The sequence below is a fragment of the Streptomyces griseoluteus genome (genome assembly GCF_004784465.1).
Taxonomy (GTDB): domain Bacteria; phylum Actinomycetota; class Actinomycetes; order Streptomycetales; family Streptomycetaceae; genus Streptomyces; species Streptomyces griseoluteus.
The window spans coordinates 15,150-29,666 of record NZ_SRRU01000019.1 but is presented as its reverse complement, the minus strand read 5'-3'; the positions used below and the strand labels follow the sequence as shown (position 1 = coordinate 29,666).

Here is a 14,517-nt window from a genome sequence, read left to right as displayed (position 1 = left end):
ACGACCGCGGTGGCCGTGGTTTCGAGCGTCGTGACGACCGTGGCGGCGAGCGCCGTTCCTTCAACCAGGACCGGGGCGAGCGGGGTTTCGAGCGTCGTGACGACCGTGGCGGCCGTTCCTTCGAGCGTCGTGACGACCGTGGTGGCTTCCGCCGCGACGACCGTGGCGGTCACCGGGGCAGCGACCGTCCGTTCAACCGCGAGCGCCGCGACGACCGTCCGGGCTTCCGCTCCGGCGGCCACGAGCGCCCCTACGGCCGCCGTGACGAGCACCGTGGCACCGGCGGCCCGTCCTCCTTCGGCCGGCGCGACGACAAGCCCCGCTGGAAGCGCAACGGCTGACGCCCAGTGAGCTGACGAAGGGCCCGTACGGATCTCCGTACGGGCCCTTCGGGTTTCCCGGCGCTTTTCGGCCGTCGCGTGACGCATGTCACGTCGGCACCCAGGGAATTGCTGGGGTCATGACAGACGACACGCAAGCGAGAGCCGAGTCGGCCCTGTCCGACGAGGAGCGGCTCGCCCAGCTCGGCTACACCCAGGTTCTGGCCCGCCGGATGTCGGCGTTCTCCAACTACGCCGTCTCCTTCACCATCATCTCGGTGCTGTCCGGCTGCCTCACGCTGTATCTGTTCGGCATGGTGACCGGCGGGCCCGCCGTGATCACCTGGGGCTGGGTCGCCGTCGGCCTGATGACGCTGTTCGTCGGCCTGTCGATGGCCGAGATCTGTTCCGCCTACCCGACCTCGGCCGGCCTGTACTTCTGGGCACACCGGCTCGCGCCCCCGCGCTCGGCGGCGGCCTGGGCGTGGTTCACCGGCTGGTTCAACGTGCTCGGCCAGGTGGCGGTGACGGCGGGCATCGACTTCGGCGCGGCCTCCTTCCTCGGGGCCTGGCTGAACCTCCAGTTCGGCTTCCGGGTGTCGCCCGGCCGTACCGTCCTGCTCTTCGCTGCGATCCTGCTGCTGCACGGGCTGCTGAACACCTTCGGGGTCCGGATCGTCGCCCTGCTGAACAGCGTGAGCGTGTGGTGGCACGTGGGGGGTGTGGCGGTCATCGTCGGCGCGCTTGCCTTCCTGCCCGACCACCACCAGTCGGCGTCCTTCGTCTTCACCCACTTCGTCAACGAGACGGGCTGGGGCAGCGGGTTCTACGTGGTGCTGCTCGGCCTCCTCATGGCGCAGTACACCTTCACCGGCTACGACGCCTCCGCCCACATGACCGAGGAGACCCACGACGCGGCGACCGCCGGCCCGAAGGGCATCGTCCGCTCCATCTGGACCTCCTGGATCGCCGGCTTCGTCCTGCTGCTGGGCTTCACCTTCGCCATCCAGTCCTACGACGGCGCCCTGAACTCCCCGACCGGCGCGCCCCCGGCGCAGATCCTCCTCGACGCGCTCGGTGCCACGACCGGCAAGCTGCTCCTGCTGGTGGTGATCGGCGCCCAGCTCTTCTGCGGGATGGCCTCGGTGACGGCCAACAGCCGCATGATCTACGCCTTCTCGCGGGACGGCGCACTCCCCTTCTCCCGCGTGTGGCACACGGTCAGCCCGCGCACCCGGACCCCGGTCGCGGCCGTCTGGCTGGCCGCCCTGGGCGCGCTCGTCCTCGGCCTGCCGTACCTCATCAACTCGACGGCGTACGCGGCCGTGACGTCCATCGCGGTGATCGGGCTCTACATCGCCTACGTCATCCCGACGCTGCTGCGTGTCCGCAAGGGGGCGGACTTCCAGCGGGGGCCGTGGCATCTGGGCCGCTGGTCGCTCCCCATCGGCGTGGTCTCGGTCGGCTGGGTCGTCCTGATCACGGTGCTCTTCATGCTGCCCCAGGTCTCACCGGTCACCTGGGAGACCTTCAACTACGCCCCGGTCGCCGTCCTCGTCGTCCTCGGCTTCGCAGCCACCTGGTGGCTCGCCTCGGCCCGCCACTGGTTCCTTCGCGACTGACCGACGTGGCCGTGTCTCCGATACCCGATCGGAGACACGGCCACCGCCAGCTATGCTCGGACAGGCAACACCGCCCCGGGCCCTTAGCTCAATTGGCAGAGCAGTGGACTTTTAATCCATTGGTTGTGGGTTCGAGTCCCACAGGGCCTACGCGAACGCCCCCGGCTCGACGATCCGTTGAGCCGGGGGCGTGTCCGTTTTGCCCGGTACCGGGCCATGGGGCGCCCGTCCGGCTCCCCGCTCGAAACCTTGTGCTCCCGGTGAATCAATAGCTGTTCCGGCGAACTGAGTTTTCAATGGAACGCGCCGACAGTTTATTTACCCCAATGGCCGAAGTGGGATTCTTCACCCGACACCGGCCGCTGAAGCGTGCTACCGTCGATCTCAGTTGCAGTTGTGGTTCCCGAAGTTTTATTTCCGGTCTTTTCCGGGCGGGGTAATCATCGCGGCGACACGCGGTTCGTACAGTGCGTACCGCGATGCACTGCCCCGAAGGAGAATTGACATGGCTACTGGCACCGTGAAGTGGTTCAACGCGGAAAAGGGCTTCGGCTTCATCGAGCAGGACGGCGGCGGCGCCGACGTCTTCGCCCACTACTCCAACATCGCCGCTCAGGGCTTCCGTGAGCTGCTCGAGGGCCAGAAGGTGTCCTTCGACATCGCGCAGGGCCAGAAGGGCCCGACGGCCGAGAACATCGTCGTCGCCTGACGCTCACGCGCACTTTGTAGCCGGGGCCCGCATCCTTCGGGGTGCGGGTCCCGGCTACTCGCATTTTCCGCAGTGTTCTTCCGCTGCGCTCCACCGGCCCATTCTTGCAATTACCCGTGCGGCTCAATGCTGCGGGAATTCCTTGAGATGTGCCGCATCAAGGAAGGTTCCGCATGAACCGCACACGCACGAACGACCGCTTCACCCGCACCCGCCACGGGAATTCCGGCCGCCGGGCCCCCGCGATCCAGGGGGAGTTCGCGCTCCCCAGGACGACGACTCCCGCGCTTCCCGCCGTGGAGAGTTTCGCCGATCTCGACATGCCGGGGGAACTGCTGGCCGCGCTCGGCACGCAGGGCGTGACCGTGCCGTTCCCGATCCAGGCCGCCACCCTGCCGAACTCCCTCGCGGGCCGGGACGTGCTGGGCCGGGGCCGCACCGGCTCCGGCAAGACGCTCGCCTTCGGGCTCGCGCTGCTGGCCCGTACGGCCGGACGGCGCGCCGAGGCCCGGCAGCCGCTCGGGCTGGTCCTCGTACCGACGCGTGAGCTGGCGCAGCAGGTCACCGACGCGCTCGCGCCGTACGCCCGCTCGGTGAAGCTGCGGCTGGCCACGGTCGTGGGCGGCATGTCGATCGGGCGGCAGGCGAGCGCGCTGCGCGCGGGCGCCGAGGTCGTCGTCGCCACACCGGGACGTCTCAAGGACCTCATCGACCGGGGCGAATGCCGGCTGGACCAGGTCTCGGTGACCGTCCTTGACGAGGCAGACCAGATGGCCGACATGGGGTTCATGCCGCAGGTCACGGCCCTGCTCGACCAGGTACGCCCGGAGGGCCAGCGCATGCTGTTCTCCGCGACCCTCGACCGCAACGTCGACCTGCTGGTGCGCCGCTACCTCAGCGACCCCGTGGTGCACTCGGTCGACCCCTCGGCCGGCGCGGTCACGACGATGGAGCACCACGTGCTGCACGTCCACGGCGCCGACAAGCACGCGGCCACCACCGAGATCGCCGCCCGCGACGGCCGCGTGATCATGTTCCTCGACACCAAGCACGCCGTCGACCGCCTCACCGAGCACCTGCTGAACAGCGGGGTACGGGCCGCGGCCCTGCACGGCGGGAAGTCGCAGCCGCAGCGCACCCGGACCCTGGCGCAGTTCAAGACGGGCCACGTCAACGTGCTGGTGGCGACCAATGTCGCGGCACGCGGCATCCACGTCGACAACCTCGACCTCGTCGTCAACGTCGATCCGCCGACCGACCACAAGGACTACCTGCACCGCGGCGGCAGGACCGCCCGTGCGGGGGAGTCCGGCAGTGTCGTCACCCTGGTGACCCCGAGCCAGCGCCGCGGCATGACCCGCCTTATGACGGACGCCGGAATCCGGCCGCAGACCACCCAGGTCCGCTCGGGCGACGAGGCCCTGAACCGCATCACCGGTGCTCAGGCGCCCTCCGGCGTCCCGGTCGTCATCACCGCGCCGGTGGCCGAACGGCCCAAGAGGCGCAGGTCCCCCGCACGCGGCCGGCGTCGCCCGGTCCCGGCGGCCCGCCGCGCCCCCGGACGGCAGTCGACGGACGGTACGGCGGCATAGGACCCTGGTTCCACACCACGTCACCGAGGTCCGCCCCGTCTTCCCTTCTCCCTGTGAGGCATCATGCGCTGTGTCATCGCACGTTTCCCGTTCGAGCTGACCAAGAACGGCGTGCTGGAATCGATGAAGGGCGTCAAGCCCGAGCCGGTCACCGCCGAGTCGGTGATCATCGGGCGCCGTCACTACCCCGCCAAGCAGGTGGGCGAGGTCGTCACCCGTCAGGACCGCCGCGATTTCAGTGCCGGTGAGGTGCTGCGGGCCATGGCCCGGCTCGGCTTCACCTGCCGTACGGCTCCCGAGGTCGTCCCCGCGCCCGCCGAGACCCCGCTGGAGCGGGCGTCCGCGATGCTCGGCACCTCCCCGACCGGCTGACCGGCGGGACGGGCGCGAGCCCAGCGGAGCAGTACTGAGCAGTAGAGCACTGAGGGCCCGACCGGCACGCGCCGGTCGGGCCCTCTCCGCGTTACGTGCCGTTCCCGGCACGGGGGCGGGTCAGTGGGTCAGTTGTCGGAGTAGCTGAAGTCACCCATCGTCCAGGCGGTGACGTCCTCGATCGCGACGCGGTACATCCCGCCCGTCATCGGGATGCCCACGGTGCCCTGGAGGATGCGGGCCACGTGGAAGTGAAGGTGCGTGGGGGTCCCGTCGTGTTTGGCGGGGGCGTCGAAGACGGCGCAGAACTCGCCCAGATGGGTGGAATCCCGCAGCACTTCGGAGACTCTCCGCCGCCACATGGCTTCGGGAGCCAGTCGACCGGTGATGACAGCACCACTGGTGACCACGGTGAGGGACATCTGGTTGCTCTGCCCGGACTCCACGAGGGCGGCGATGTCAACGATCAGCTCGTCAGGCTTCGGCATGACGTCGGATTCTATGCGCCGGGCCCAGCCGGGTGGCGGGGACCGTCGCGGAGACCGCCGGAAACGGAGACCTCTCCGCCGGACACGCGAAAATCTATCGCCGCCGCAGTAGACATTCGAAGGGAGCTTGGCTACGGTTTCTCTCGTAGCCGAGATCGATCAAGGCCCGGCAGACACGAACTGCCGGGCAGCAGTACAGGTGTGACAAGCGATCGGTTCAGAGGAAAGAACGGAGGAGTCGAGCGCCATCAGGATCGCCCGGACCGGCAGACGCGAGTCCGGGTACCGCAGGACATCGATAGGCAGGTGGTCTCCGGTCACGCATCCGCGATCCCCGCACCCCCGTCGGCTTATCGGGCGGCTGTGCGGACACAGAAGGCCGACGCGGTATTAGGGTCGGCAGATGGTTGCAGTTCCTTCGGGGCCTTGGTGCTGTACGGCACCAAGGCCCCTCCACGCGTGCCACAGAGAGGTGAGATGACAGCAGACGAGTCGCTGGGCCGTCTCGACGACGACGACTACCCCGCCTACACGATGGGCCGCGCCGCCGAACTGATCGGTACCACGCCCGGCTTCCTCCGTGCCCTGGGCGAAGCACGACTGATCACACCCCTGCGCTCCGGGGGCGGACACCGCCGCTACTCCCGCTACCAGCTGCGGATCGCGGCGCGCGCGCGTGAACTCGTGGACCAGGGCACGCCGATCGAGGCCGCGTGCCGGATCATCATCCTCGAGGACCAGCTCGAGGAAGCCCAGCGGATCAACGCCGAGTACCGCCGTGCCGGCGCGTCGCTCGGCCCGTCTGCCGACGCCTGAGGGCCCGCCGGCTTCGGCGGGCCCTCAGGCGTCGGGCTACTTCAGGTACACGATCCCGTCCGTCGTGACGGCCGGGCGGCCGGCCGTGGCGCGGACCACGATCTTCAGGGTGTGCTTCGCGCTCGTCGGCCAGGTCCTGGTCCACAGGGCGTTGCGGTAGGCCGTGGTCGGGGACTTCAGGTCGGCGGTGGTGAGCCTGGTGCCGTCCACGTAGATGTCCGCCTGGCCGGAGGCCGACGCGCGGGAGACCACCCACGCGACCGAGCGACCGGTGAAGGTCCAGGTCAGTGAGGCGTTCTTGGTGCTGCTGCTGAAGGACCTGCCGCCCAGATAACTGGCGGAGGACCTGGTGGTCCAGGTGCCGGACCTGGTCGCCGATGTCTCCTGGAGGATCACCGGGGTGCCCGGCACGGAGGCGCTCGCGGAGTTGCCGAGGGTGTCGTACGCCCGCAGTGTCCAGGCCGTCGCCGCACCGGACTTGGCGGTCTGGGCCGCGCTGGTGACCGTCGGGCCGTAGGTCCTGGCGAGCGGGGCGGTGAGGCGGGTCTCCTTCAGCAAGACGTTGTCCGCGGCCTTCCAGCCGAGGGTGAGCGGGACGGCGGTGGTGCTGACCGTGCCGGTCCGCAGCGAGAGGTTCGGCTTGGTGGTGAAGGTGGGCGCGGTGGTGTCGGCGACGACCGTCCGCGTCGCGCTGGTGGCCGTACGGCCCGACTGGTGCACCGCCTCGACCTGCACCTTGTGCGTCCCCGCCGGCAGCGTCAGCTTGGCGGAGGTGGCCGAACCGGCGACCGTCGCCGCCGTCCTGCCGTCGACCAGGACCCGGAACGACGAGATCAGCGAGGCCGGCGTGGTCGTGGACCAGCTCACCGTGAGCGGGCCGTTGGTGTACGGGGTCGTCCCGACCGTCCCGGTACCGGTGACCGTACCGAGGGTGAGGCCCGTGACGGGGCCCGCGGCCAGCGTGCGGACGGTGCCGAGCGCGGCGTAGAAGGCGTCACCGGGGCACAACGTGTTGTATCCGTCCCGGTGGCCGTGGATCGCGGGGAGCGTCATCTCCTCGCCGGGCTCCCAGGTCCGCCCGGCGAGGTTCTGCCCGCTGAGCGCGGTGGTGAGGGTGACCGTCGCGTCCGGCTGCACTCCGTACTGGCCCAGCTTCCACGCGGCGAGACGCGCCACCGAGGCCATCGCGGCCATCGGGGGCGGCGAGTCGACGTACGTGCCGAGGACCGCGATGCCGGTCGTCTGCGAGTTGAAGCCGTACGCGTGCGCGCCCACGACCGGCAGGTCGACCCCGCCCTTGCGGCCCTCGTAGATCGTCCCGCACTTGTCGACGACGAAGTTGTAGCCGAGGTCCTTCCAGCCGAGCCCGGTCACGTCGTACGTGTAGACCGCGTTGATGATCGACGGCGCCTCGGCGCAGGTGTAGTCGTTGGTCGAGGCGGTGTGGTGGACCACCACCGCCTTGATCCTGCCGTCGATGTACGTCGGCGCCTCGGGGCTGATGGATTCGTCGGCCTGCCACCCCGAGCGCGGGGTGATCGGCGGCCGGGGAACCGTGGAGCGCGGTGCGGTCGGGACGGACAGGGAGGGCGAGGGCGTGGCGGAGTCCGAGGGCGACGCCGAGTCGGTGGGTCCGGTGCTTTCGGTACTTTCGGGTGCCGTGGGGGACTCGGCCGGAGGCTCCGTGGAGGATTCGCCGGGCGACGGCTCGGCGGTGGTCTCCTCCGGCGGGGCGGGGTCCGTGGTGGTGACCTCGGTCGGCTCGGACGTCGGAGTGGGGGTGTCGGTGGCGACCGGCTCCTCGGTGTCGTCCGGCCCGTCCGCGGCGTAGGCCGCGGGCTCGGCGTCACCGCCGGTGCTTTTCCCACCGGTCGTGATCATGTCGAGCCGGAGCCCGGCGGGCAGCTTCGCGGTGACCTTGCCGTTGATCCGCGCCTCGACACCGTCCGACAGCCCGACCCACGCGGGCTCGGTGCCGCCGCGTGCGGCATTCTGCTCGCCTGCGCCCCGGTCGCTGTCCAGCGGCAGCCAGTCCGACCATTTCCCGGACCCGACGGCCCGCGACCGCACCTCGACCTTGCCGGCCAGCCTGGCGGAAGGTTTCTCCCAGCTCACCCCGAGCATGCTGAACGGCTTGGCGTCCCGCCGCGCGAGCGTCGCGCCGGTTCTGTCCCCACGCACGTCCAGCGCGGCCGACCGCACCCGGTCCCGTACCGGGGCGGCGGCGGCCTTCCCGTCGTGCCCGGAGTCCCCGCCGCTCACCCCCTGGACGACCAACGTCCCGCACACGGCCGCCGCGACGACCGCGCCCGTCCCCCACCAACGTGCTCTCATACCGGTTCTGGTGCCCTTCCCTGAGGTGACTGGCCGCCGGAGCCTTCACGACTCCCCCCTCCCCAGGGGGATTTGGTGAAGAAGATGACCAAAGGGGCACCGTAGCTGATGCGGTCATGCCATCCGTTGGCTTATACAGTTTTTTTCCCGGTCCATACCCGGCCGTGGGTTTCAGCGCCGGAGCGCACGTGCGAGCCGGCCGAGCAGCACGGCGTTGCAGAGCCCGGCCAGAGCGGTACCGACGGTGAAGACCACCAGGCTCAGCGAGCCGCTCCCCAGGGGCCCGGACAGCGTGATGGCGACGATGCTGAGCGGTGCCGTGGCCATGAGCGGCCAGATGCCGGCGAAACCGGGGTCGGGCGACAGGCACACCGCGTAGAGGAAGACCCCGATCGCCGCCGCGACCACCGCGAGGTATCCGCGCGAGAGCCAGTTGTCCACGGCGGGCGCCAGCAGGGCCCGCACCCGATGCCGGGGAGGCACGGCGGCGGATCTGGAGGCGAGGGCGCCGAGCGCGGCGGCGTTCCCGAGGGCGCCCAGCAGGAGCAGCCCCACCCAGAACCCGGTGGCCAGCACCTCCACCGCCAGGCTCCCCTCGGTACCGGGGCCGAAGGGGAAGGCCATGCCCAGGAAGGAGAGCGGCGCCGTGAGCATCATCGGGCCCAGGCCCACTTCGCTGTCCGGGAAGGCGAACATGGCCACCACGGAGACGGCGAGCACCGCGAGATAGCCCCGCGAGAGCCAGTTGCCGGTGGCGAGGGTGAAGAGGCGGCGTGGGCGGATGGCGTGCGGCATCGAGATCTCCTCCGGTTCGGTGATCCCACACTGGGGCCGGGCCGAGCGCCGGGGATGAGTAGCCGTACTCATCCCTGCCTGGGCAGGGTGCCCACCGGTACGGAGTACAAAGGGAGTGCCCGCCCGCAGAGCCCCAAGTCCCCAGAGCCCCGAGTCCGCAGAGCCGAGAGTCCGGAGAGCGCGTCGATGCCCTACCCCCATGTCCTGCTGTCCGCCGCCGTCTCGCTCGACGGGTACCTGGACGACACCGGCCCCGAGCGGCTGCTGCTCTCCAGCCCCGCCGACTTCGACCGGGTGGACGAGGTACGGGCCTCGGTGGACGCGATCCTCGTCGGCGCCGGGACCATCCGCGCCGACAACCCCCGGCTCCTGGTCAACTCGCCCGAGCGGCGCGCCGCGCGCGTGGCCGAGGGGCGGGCGGAGTACCCGCTGAAGGTGACCGTCTCCGGGTCCGGCGATCTCGACCCGGCCGCCAACTTCTGGCACACCGGCGGCGAGAAGATCCTCTACACGACCGACGCGGGGGCGAAGCGGGCCACGGTCCTCCTCGGGGACACCGCCGACGTGGTCCCGCTCGGCGCCGGCCTCGACTGGCGGGCGCTGCTCGCGCACCTGCACGACGTGCGCGGGGTGCGCCGGCTGATGGTGGAGGGCGGCGGCACCGTGCACACCCAGCTCCTCCAGCAGGGCCTCGCCGACGAACTCCAGCTCGTCCTCGCCCCGCTCTTCGTCGGCGACCCGGCCGCCCCCCGCCTCTTCGGCCCCGGCGCGTACCAGGGCGGCCGGCTGCGGCTGACCGACACCCGCCGGATCGAGGACGTCGTCCTGATGCGGTACGAGCCCACCGCCCCCGGCACCGGCCCGCTGGAGACCGCCGCCGACCGGCACTGGCTGCGCACCGCCTGCGAGCTGGCCGCGCTCTGCCCGCCCTCGGACACGGCCTTCAGCGTCGGCGCGGTGATCGTCGCGGCGGACGGCACCGAGCTGGCGCGCGGCCACTCCCGCGAGGGCGGCGACCCGGTGGTCCACGCCGAGGAGGCCGCGCTCGCCAAGCTGGACCCGGCCGACCCGCGCCTGCCCGGCGCCACCGTCTACAGCAGCCTGGAGCCCTGCGCCCACCGCGCCTCCCGGCCCGTGCCGTGCGCCGGGCTCATCCTCGAAGCGGGGGTACGCCGGGTGGTCACCGCCTGGCGCGAGCCGGACACCTTCGTCACCGCGGCCGACGGCGCGGGGGTGCTGGCAGCCGGGGGCGTGGAAGTGGTCACGGTGCCCGGGTACGCCGCTCTCGCACAGCGGCCGAACGCTCACCTTCCGCACTGAGGCCCACGTCACGGCGGCGTGTGTGCGCCGGGCCCCGCGGATGACGTATGCTGGAGACACAACGACGCGGGGTGGAGCAGCTCGGTAGCTCGCTGGGCTCATAACCCAGAGGTCGCAGGTTCAAATCCTGTCCCCGCTACTGAAGGCTCAGGGCCGGAATCCAGTAAATGGATTCCGGCCCTGAGTGTTTTCCGGGACGGTCGGTGTTTTTGAGTCACCAGCAAAACTCCTGTGACTCCTGAAGCGAAGTCAATTCACCACCGTTCACGGTGGTACTGACCTATTTACGCCCCGTCAGAACGTCAAAGGATCAAGCCGAACGGGCTTGGAATCCGGTGCGCGTGTCTATTAACGTTCGATAACGCAGCGCGGTCGTTACAGCCGTCAGCAGAGACGGCGCCGTGCGCACACGCCGAATCCCGCAAGGGAACCGGGGACCCACCACTTTGGGGTGAATCGCGCCCGATCCGCCGTGCACCGCCCTCGGAGCACGCCGGGTTTACGCGCGTAGGAGACCTTCCTGCTCCGAACCCGTCAGCTAACCCGGTAGGCGGAGGAGGGAAAGGAGTGCGCCCGCGTGGCGTCCAACCGGCCTGCCCCACAAGCCCCGTTCGCGCCGGACGCGAGTGAGCCCTTTGCCTACGGCGCCCCCCGTGCCGAGGACGGCGTGTGGGAGGAGTGGAACCCCACCGAGGAGTCCCTGCCCGCGGTACGCGGCCGCCACCGGGTGGCCAAGCAGCGTGGCGGCGGACTCGCCCGCAGCTCCACCGTGCTCGGCGTCGGTGTCATCGCCGCCGTCGGCGCGGGTGGCATGGCGAGCGCCAACACCGGCAAGCCGCCCGTGTCCATCGCGCTCCCCGACCTGCCCTCCGTGGACTCCCTGATCGACGGGCACCACCACACGGAGACGCCCGCCGCCTCCCTCGCCGGTGTCGCCACCGCCACGGCCACCGCCGCCAGCGACGACTCCACCGCCGACGCGGGCGAGGCGCTGCGCAGCCGGATCATGGCCCAGGCCGAGCGGCAGCAGAGCAAGGCGGACAGCCGGGCCACCGCGGCCGCCGTCGCCAAGGCCGACCAGCAGGCCGCCGAGGCCGCCGCCAAGGCCGCGAAGGAAGCCTCCGTGAAGGCCGCCGCGGCCAAGGAGAAGGCGGAGGCAGACGCCGAGAAGAAGGCGGAAGACGCCCGGCTCGCCGCGCTGGCCAAGCAGTACACGCTGCCGACCTCCTCGTACACGATCACCTCGACCTTCGGGCAGGCCGGCTCGATGTGGTCCTCCGGGTACCACACCGGGCTGGACTTCGCCGCGCCCACCGGCACGCTGATCAAGGCGATCCACAGCGGCACGATCACCGAGGCCGGCTGGGCCGGGGCGTACGGCTACCGCACGATCCTCACCCTGGACGACGGCACCGAGCTGTGGTTCTGCCACCAGTCCTCGATCAGCGTCAGCGCCGGGCAGAAGGTGTCCACCGGCGAGGTCATCGGCCGCGTCGGCGCCACCGGCAACGTCACCGGGCCGCACCTCCACCTGGAGGTGCACCCCGGAGGTCAGCCCACCGGAATCGACCCCGGAGCGTGGCTGCGGGGCAAGGGGCTCACTCCCTGAGGACTCCTGCCGGGGCTTGACCGGGGCCTTGCCCCGGAATCGGAATGGACGGGTCCGGGTGATCGTTGAGAAGGGGTATGACTGCTTCTCTGCGCAAGCTCGGCTCCTCCTCCCTCGAGGTCTTCCCGCTCGCCCTCGGCGGCAACGTCTTCGGCTGGACCGCCGACCGGGACACGTCCTTCGCCGTCCTCGACGCGTATCGCTCCGCGGGCGGCAACTTCATCGACACCGCGGACTCCTACTCGGCCTGGGTCGAGGGCAACCAGGGCGGTGAGTCCGAGACGATCATCGGCGAGTGGGTGCGGGCCCGGGGGGTCCGCGACCAGGTCGTCATCGCCACGAAGGTCAGTCAGCATCCCGAGTTCAAGGGGCTGGGGGCCGCGAACATCAAGGCCGCCGCCGACGCTTCCCTGCGGCGTCTCGGTACCGATCACATCGATCTCTACTACACCCACTTCGATCAGCCCGAGGTGCCCGTCGAGGAGATCATCGGGGCGCTGGACGAGCTGGTGCGGGCGGGGAAGGTGCGGTACATCGGGGCCTCCAACATCAGTGCGGAGCGGCTGAAGGAGTCGCTGGAGTTCTCCGACCGGGCGGGGCTGGCTCGGTATGTCGCGCTCCAGCCGCACTACAACCTCCTCTCGCGTGACACCTACGAGGGGCCGCTGCAGGACGTCGCCGCTCGTGAGGGGCTTTCGGCTGTGCCGTACTACGCGCTCGCCTCCGGCTTCCTCACCGGTAAGTACCGGCCGGGGACGACGGTGGAGAGCGCTCGGGCGAGTTCCGCCGCCAAGTATCTGGATTCCGAGCGGGGGCAGAGGGTGCTGGCCGCGCTGGACGAGGTGGCCTCCGCTCATGACACCGCTGTGGCCACGGTCGCGCTGGCCTGGCTCGCCGCTCAGCCGACTGTCGCCGCGCCCATCGCCTCCGCCCGTACGGTGGATCAGCTTCCGGCGTTGGTGGCGGTGGCGGATCTCCAGCTGACGCCGGCGGAGCTGAAGTTGCTGACGGAGGCGTCTGCCTGAGGGCGGGCTGCGCCCGGCTTGCGGGGGTGGGGTGCGGGCCGGCCCGTCGTGGCTGGTCGCGCCGTTTCCCGCGCCCGTCGGGTTGGAGGTTGACCGGCTGCGCCTCGTCCGATTACCCGCCCACGGCGTCGTTCGTGGGCGGGTTGCCGGTTCGCCGTGGCTGGTCGCGCAGTCTCCCGCGCCCCTTCGGGTGGGCCCTCACCGCCTTCGCCCCACCCGGCACCCCCTACGTGCGGTACGGGTTGTAGCCCGCGTACGGGGGTGCCGGGTGCCCGTAGCGCTGCCAGTAGGTGACGGGGGACGGCGGCGGGGCCGTTACGCGGGCGGCGTACTCCAGGGCTGGGCGGGAGGAGGCCCGGTGCTGCCACAGGGTGACCAGGAGTTCGTGCTCTCGCACGGAGAAGTCGGGGCCTATACGGCCCGCGCGGGCTCGGTGGCGGAGCAGGGCCAGTTCTGTGGCAGTGGTTTCGTAGTGGACCACTGCTCGGGCGGCCGGGCGGCCGCCCAGGAAGCGGCGGGCGTGGTCGCGGGCCAGGCGGCGGGCGCGCAGGGAGCCGAGGGCGAAGGGTTCCGCGGGGGCCAGCCAGCCGGCGTAGACGTAGACGGGGAGTTCCTCGCGGGCCACGCGGAGTTCGCGTTGCCGGGAGCGGATCAGCAGCCAGGCGAGCAGGCCGAACGCCGGGGCCATGAAGCCGCCGTAGACGACGAGGAAGCCGAACTGGCCGAAGGCGGCCGAACCGTTCCACAGGGCGTGCATGCTCATGGCGAGCAGGAGGCCGCCCACCGGGAAGAGCCAGCGCAGCCGACGGCCGCGGGGCAGGGCGGCCAGGCCGAAGCCGATGCCGGTGAACACGGTGAACAGGGGATGCGCGAACGGCGACATGACCCCGCGTACGAAGAACGTCGCGGCGGTCACCGAGACGATGCCCGAGGTGCCGATGGACTGGTCCGTGCCGAAGGCGTTGCCCAGGTAGAGGATGTTCTCGGTGAACGCGAACCCCGTCGCGGTCACCCCGGCTATCGCCGCGCCCCCGACCGGCCCGGTGAAGTCCCGTCTGCGGAAGACGAACACCAGCAGGACGGCGGCGGCCTTCGCGGACTCCTCCACCACCGGCGCGATCACCGTCGCGCCGAGCGTGTCCGCGCCGGAGGGGTCGGCGGTCGCGGTGGCGATCCAGTGGGTGGCGAAGCTGTTGGCGACGATGGCGATCAGCGCCGCCGCGCAGGCCCCCCACGCGAAGGCGAACAGCAGGTTCCGCCAGGGTCCGGGCCGTACCCGGTCCAGCCAGCGGAACGCGGCTATCAGCCAGGGCACGGGCACCACGGCCAGCCCCAGCCCGACGAGGAACCCCTCCGTACCGGTCTGCCGCCGCACCAGCGCCAGGATCACCAGCCCGGACAGCGCCAGCAGCCCGGCCAGCGCCCCGTGCCGCACCCACTCCCGCCGCCACCAGACCGGCCGGGAGCCGTCGGTACGGGGCGGGTACGGAGAACTGATGGCCACAGCATCGACCC

Annotated in this window: 12 protein-coding genes, 2 tRNA genes, 1 pseudogene and 1 riboswitch; of the genes and pseudogenes, 11 read left to right on the top strand and 4 right to left on the bottom strand. The window is 70.9% G+C overall.

All coding sequences use genetic code 11. From position 1 onward, the window contains the following. From E5082_RS33880 to E5082_RS31860, 6 genes and pseudogenes are all read left to right on the top strand, one after another. Positions 1-341, top strand: a pseudogene (locus tag E5082_RS33880) (DEAD/DEAH box helicase); the annotation flags it as partial. A 119-nt stretch (positions 342-460) separates the two neighbouring features. Beyond that, a complete protein-coding gene (locus E5082_RS31880; protein WP_135794684.1) occupies positions 461-1,942 on the top strand; it encodes an amino acid permease in 1,482 nt (493 codons plus the stop codon). A gap of 77 nt (positions 1,943-2,019) precedes the next feature. Continuing rightward, positions 2,020-2,092: transfer RNA gene (locus tag E5082_RS31875), tRNA-Lys, on the top strand. 355 nt (positions 2,093-2,447) lie between these two features. Next, positions 2,448-2,651 carry a cold-shock protein gene (locus tag E5082_RS31870; RefSeq protein ID WP_019329653.1) on the top strand — a complete coding sequence of 68 codons (204 nt, stop codon included), beginning with the start codon at positions 2,448-2,450 and terminating at the stop codon, positions 2,649-2,651. Between the two features lie 173 nt (positions 2,652-2,824). Continuing rightward, a complete protein-coding gene (locus E5082_RS31865; protein ID WP_135794683.1) occupies positions 2,825-4,243 on the top strand; it encodes a DEAD/DEAH box helicase in 1,419 nt (472 codons plus the stop codon). A gap of 63 nt (positions 4,244-4,306) precedes the next feature. Next, positions 4,307-4,615, top strand: coding sequence for an SCO5918 family protein (locus E5082_RS31860; RefSeq protein ID WP_135794682.1), 309 nt, complete (start codon positions 4,307-4,309; stop codon positions 4,613-4,615). A 128-nt stretch (positions 4,616-4,743) separates the two neighbouring features. Here the strand turns inward: E5082_RS31860 and E5082_RS31855 are convergent, their stop codons facing one another. Then, a complete protein-coding gene (locus E5082_RS31855) occupies positions 4,744-5,103 on the bottom strand; it encodes a hypothetical protein (protein WP_135794681.1) in 360 nt (119 codons plus the stop codon). Positions 5,104-5,580: 477 nt separating this feature from the next. Here E5082_RS31855 and E5082_RS31850 point away from each other — a divergent pair, with 477 nt between their 5' ends. Further along, positions 5,581-5,919, top strand: a complete 339-nt coding sequence (locus tag E5082_RS31850; protein ID WP_030817149.1) for a MerR family transcriptional regulator — start codon at positions 5,581-5,583, stop codon at positions 5,917-5,919. 36 nt (positions 5,920-5,955) lie between these two features. On the opposite strand, the gene E5082_RS31845 is transcribed toward E5082_RS31850, so the two are convergent. Continuing rightward, the gene (locus E5082_RS31845; protein WP_135794680.1) at positions 5,956-8,253 is read right to left on the bottom strand and encodes an N-acetylmuramoyl-L-alanine amidase; all 2,298 of its coding nucleotides are present in this window, start codon (positions 8,251-8,253) and stop codon (positions 5,956-5,958) included. Positions 8,254-8,424: 171 nt separating this feature from the next. Beyond that, a complete protein-coding gene (locus tag E5082_RS31840; RefSeq protein ID WP_135794679.1) occupies positions 8,425-9,048 on the bottom strand; it encodes an SCO4225 family membrane protein in 624 nt (207 codons plus the stop codon). Positions 9,049-9,234: 186 nt separating this feature from the next. On the opposite strand from E5082_RS31840, the gene E5082_RS31835 reads away from it, so the two are divergent. From E5082_RS31835 to E5082_RS31820, 4 genes are all read left to right on the top strand, one after another. After that, positions 9,235-10,368 (top strand): dihydrofolate reductase family protein, encoded by a 1,134-nt coding sequence (locus E5082_RS31835; protein WP_135794678.1) that lies wholly within the window; start codon positions 9,235-9,237, stop codon positions 10,366-10,368. Between the two features lie 65 nt (positions 10,369-10,433). Continuing rightward, positions 10,434-10,507, top strand: a tRNA-Met gene (locus tag E5082_RS31830). A 261-nt stretch (positions 10,508-10,768) separates the two neighbouring features. Beyond that, a riboswitch (cyclic di-AMP (ydaO/yuaA leader) is annotated at positions 10,769-10,936 on the top strand. Positions 10,937-10,945: 9 nt separating this feature from the next. Next, positions 10,946-11,977: a M23 family metallopeptidase gene (locus tag E5082_RS31825; RefSeq protein ID WP_135794677.1), complete on the top strand. Its 1,032-nt coding sequence runs from the start codon at positions 10,946-10,948 to the stop codon at positions 11,975-11,977. Positions 11,978-12,054: 77 nt separating this feature from the next. Then, positions 12,055-13,002 (top strand): aldo/keto reductase, encoded by a 948-nt coding sequence (locus tag E5082_RS31820; RefSeq protein ID WP_135794676.1) that lies wholly within the window; start codon positions 12,055-12,057, stop codon positions 13,000-13,002. 226 nt (positions 13,003-13,228) lie between these two features. Here E5082_RS31820 and E5082_RS31815 read toward each other — a convergent pair whose 3' ends face one another. Beyond that, positions 13,229-14,506 carry a PrsW family intramembrane metalloprotease gene (locus E5082_RS31815; RefSeq protein ID WP_229918808.1) on the bottom strand — a complete coding sequence of 426 codons (1,278 nt, stop codon included), beginning with the start codon at positions 14,504-14,506 and terminating at the stop codon, positions 13,229-13,231. Positions 14,507-14,517 lie beyond the last annotated feature (11 nt).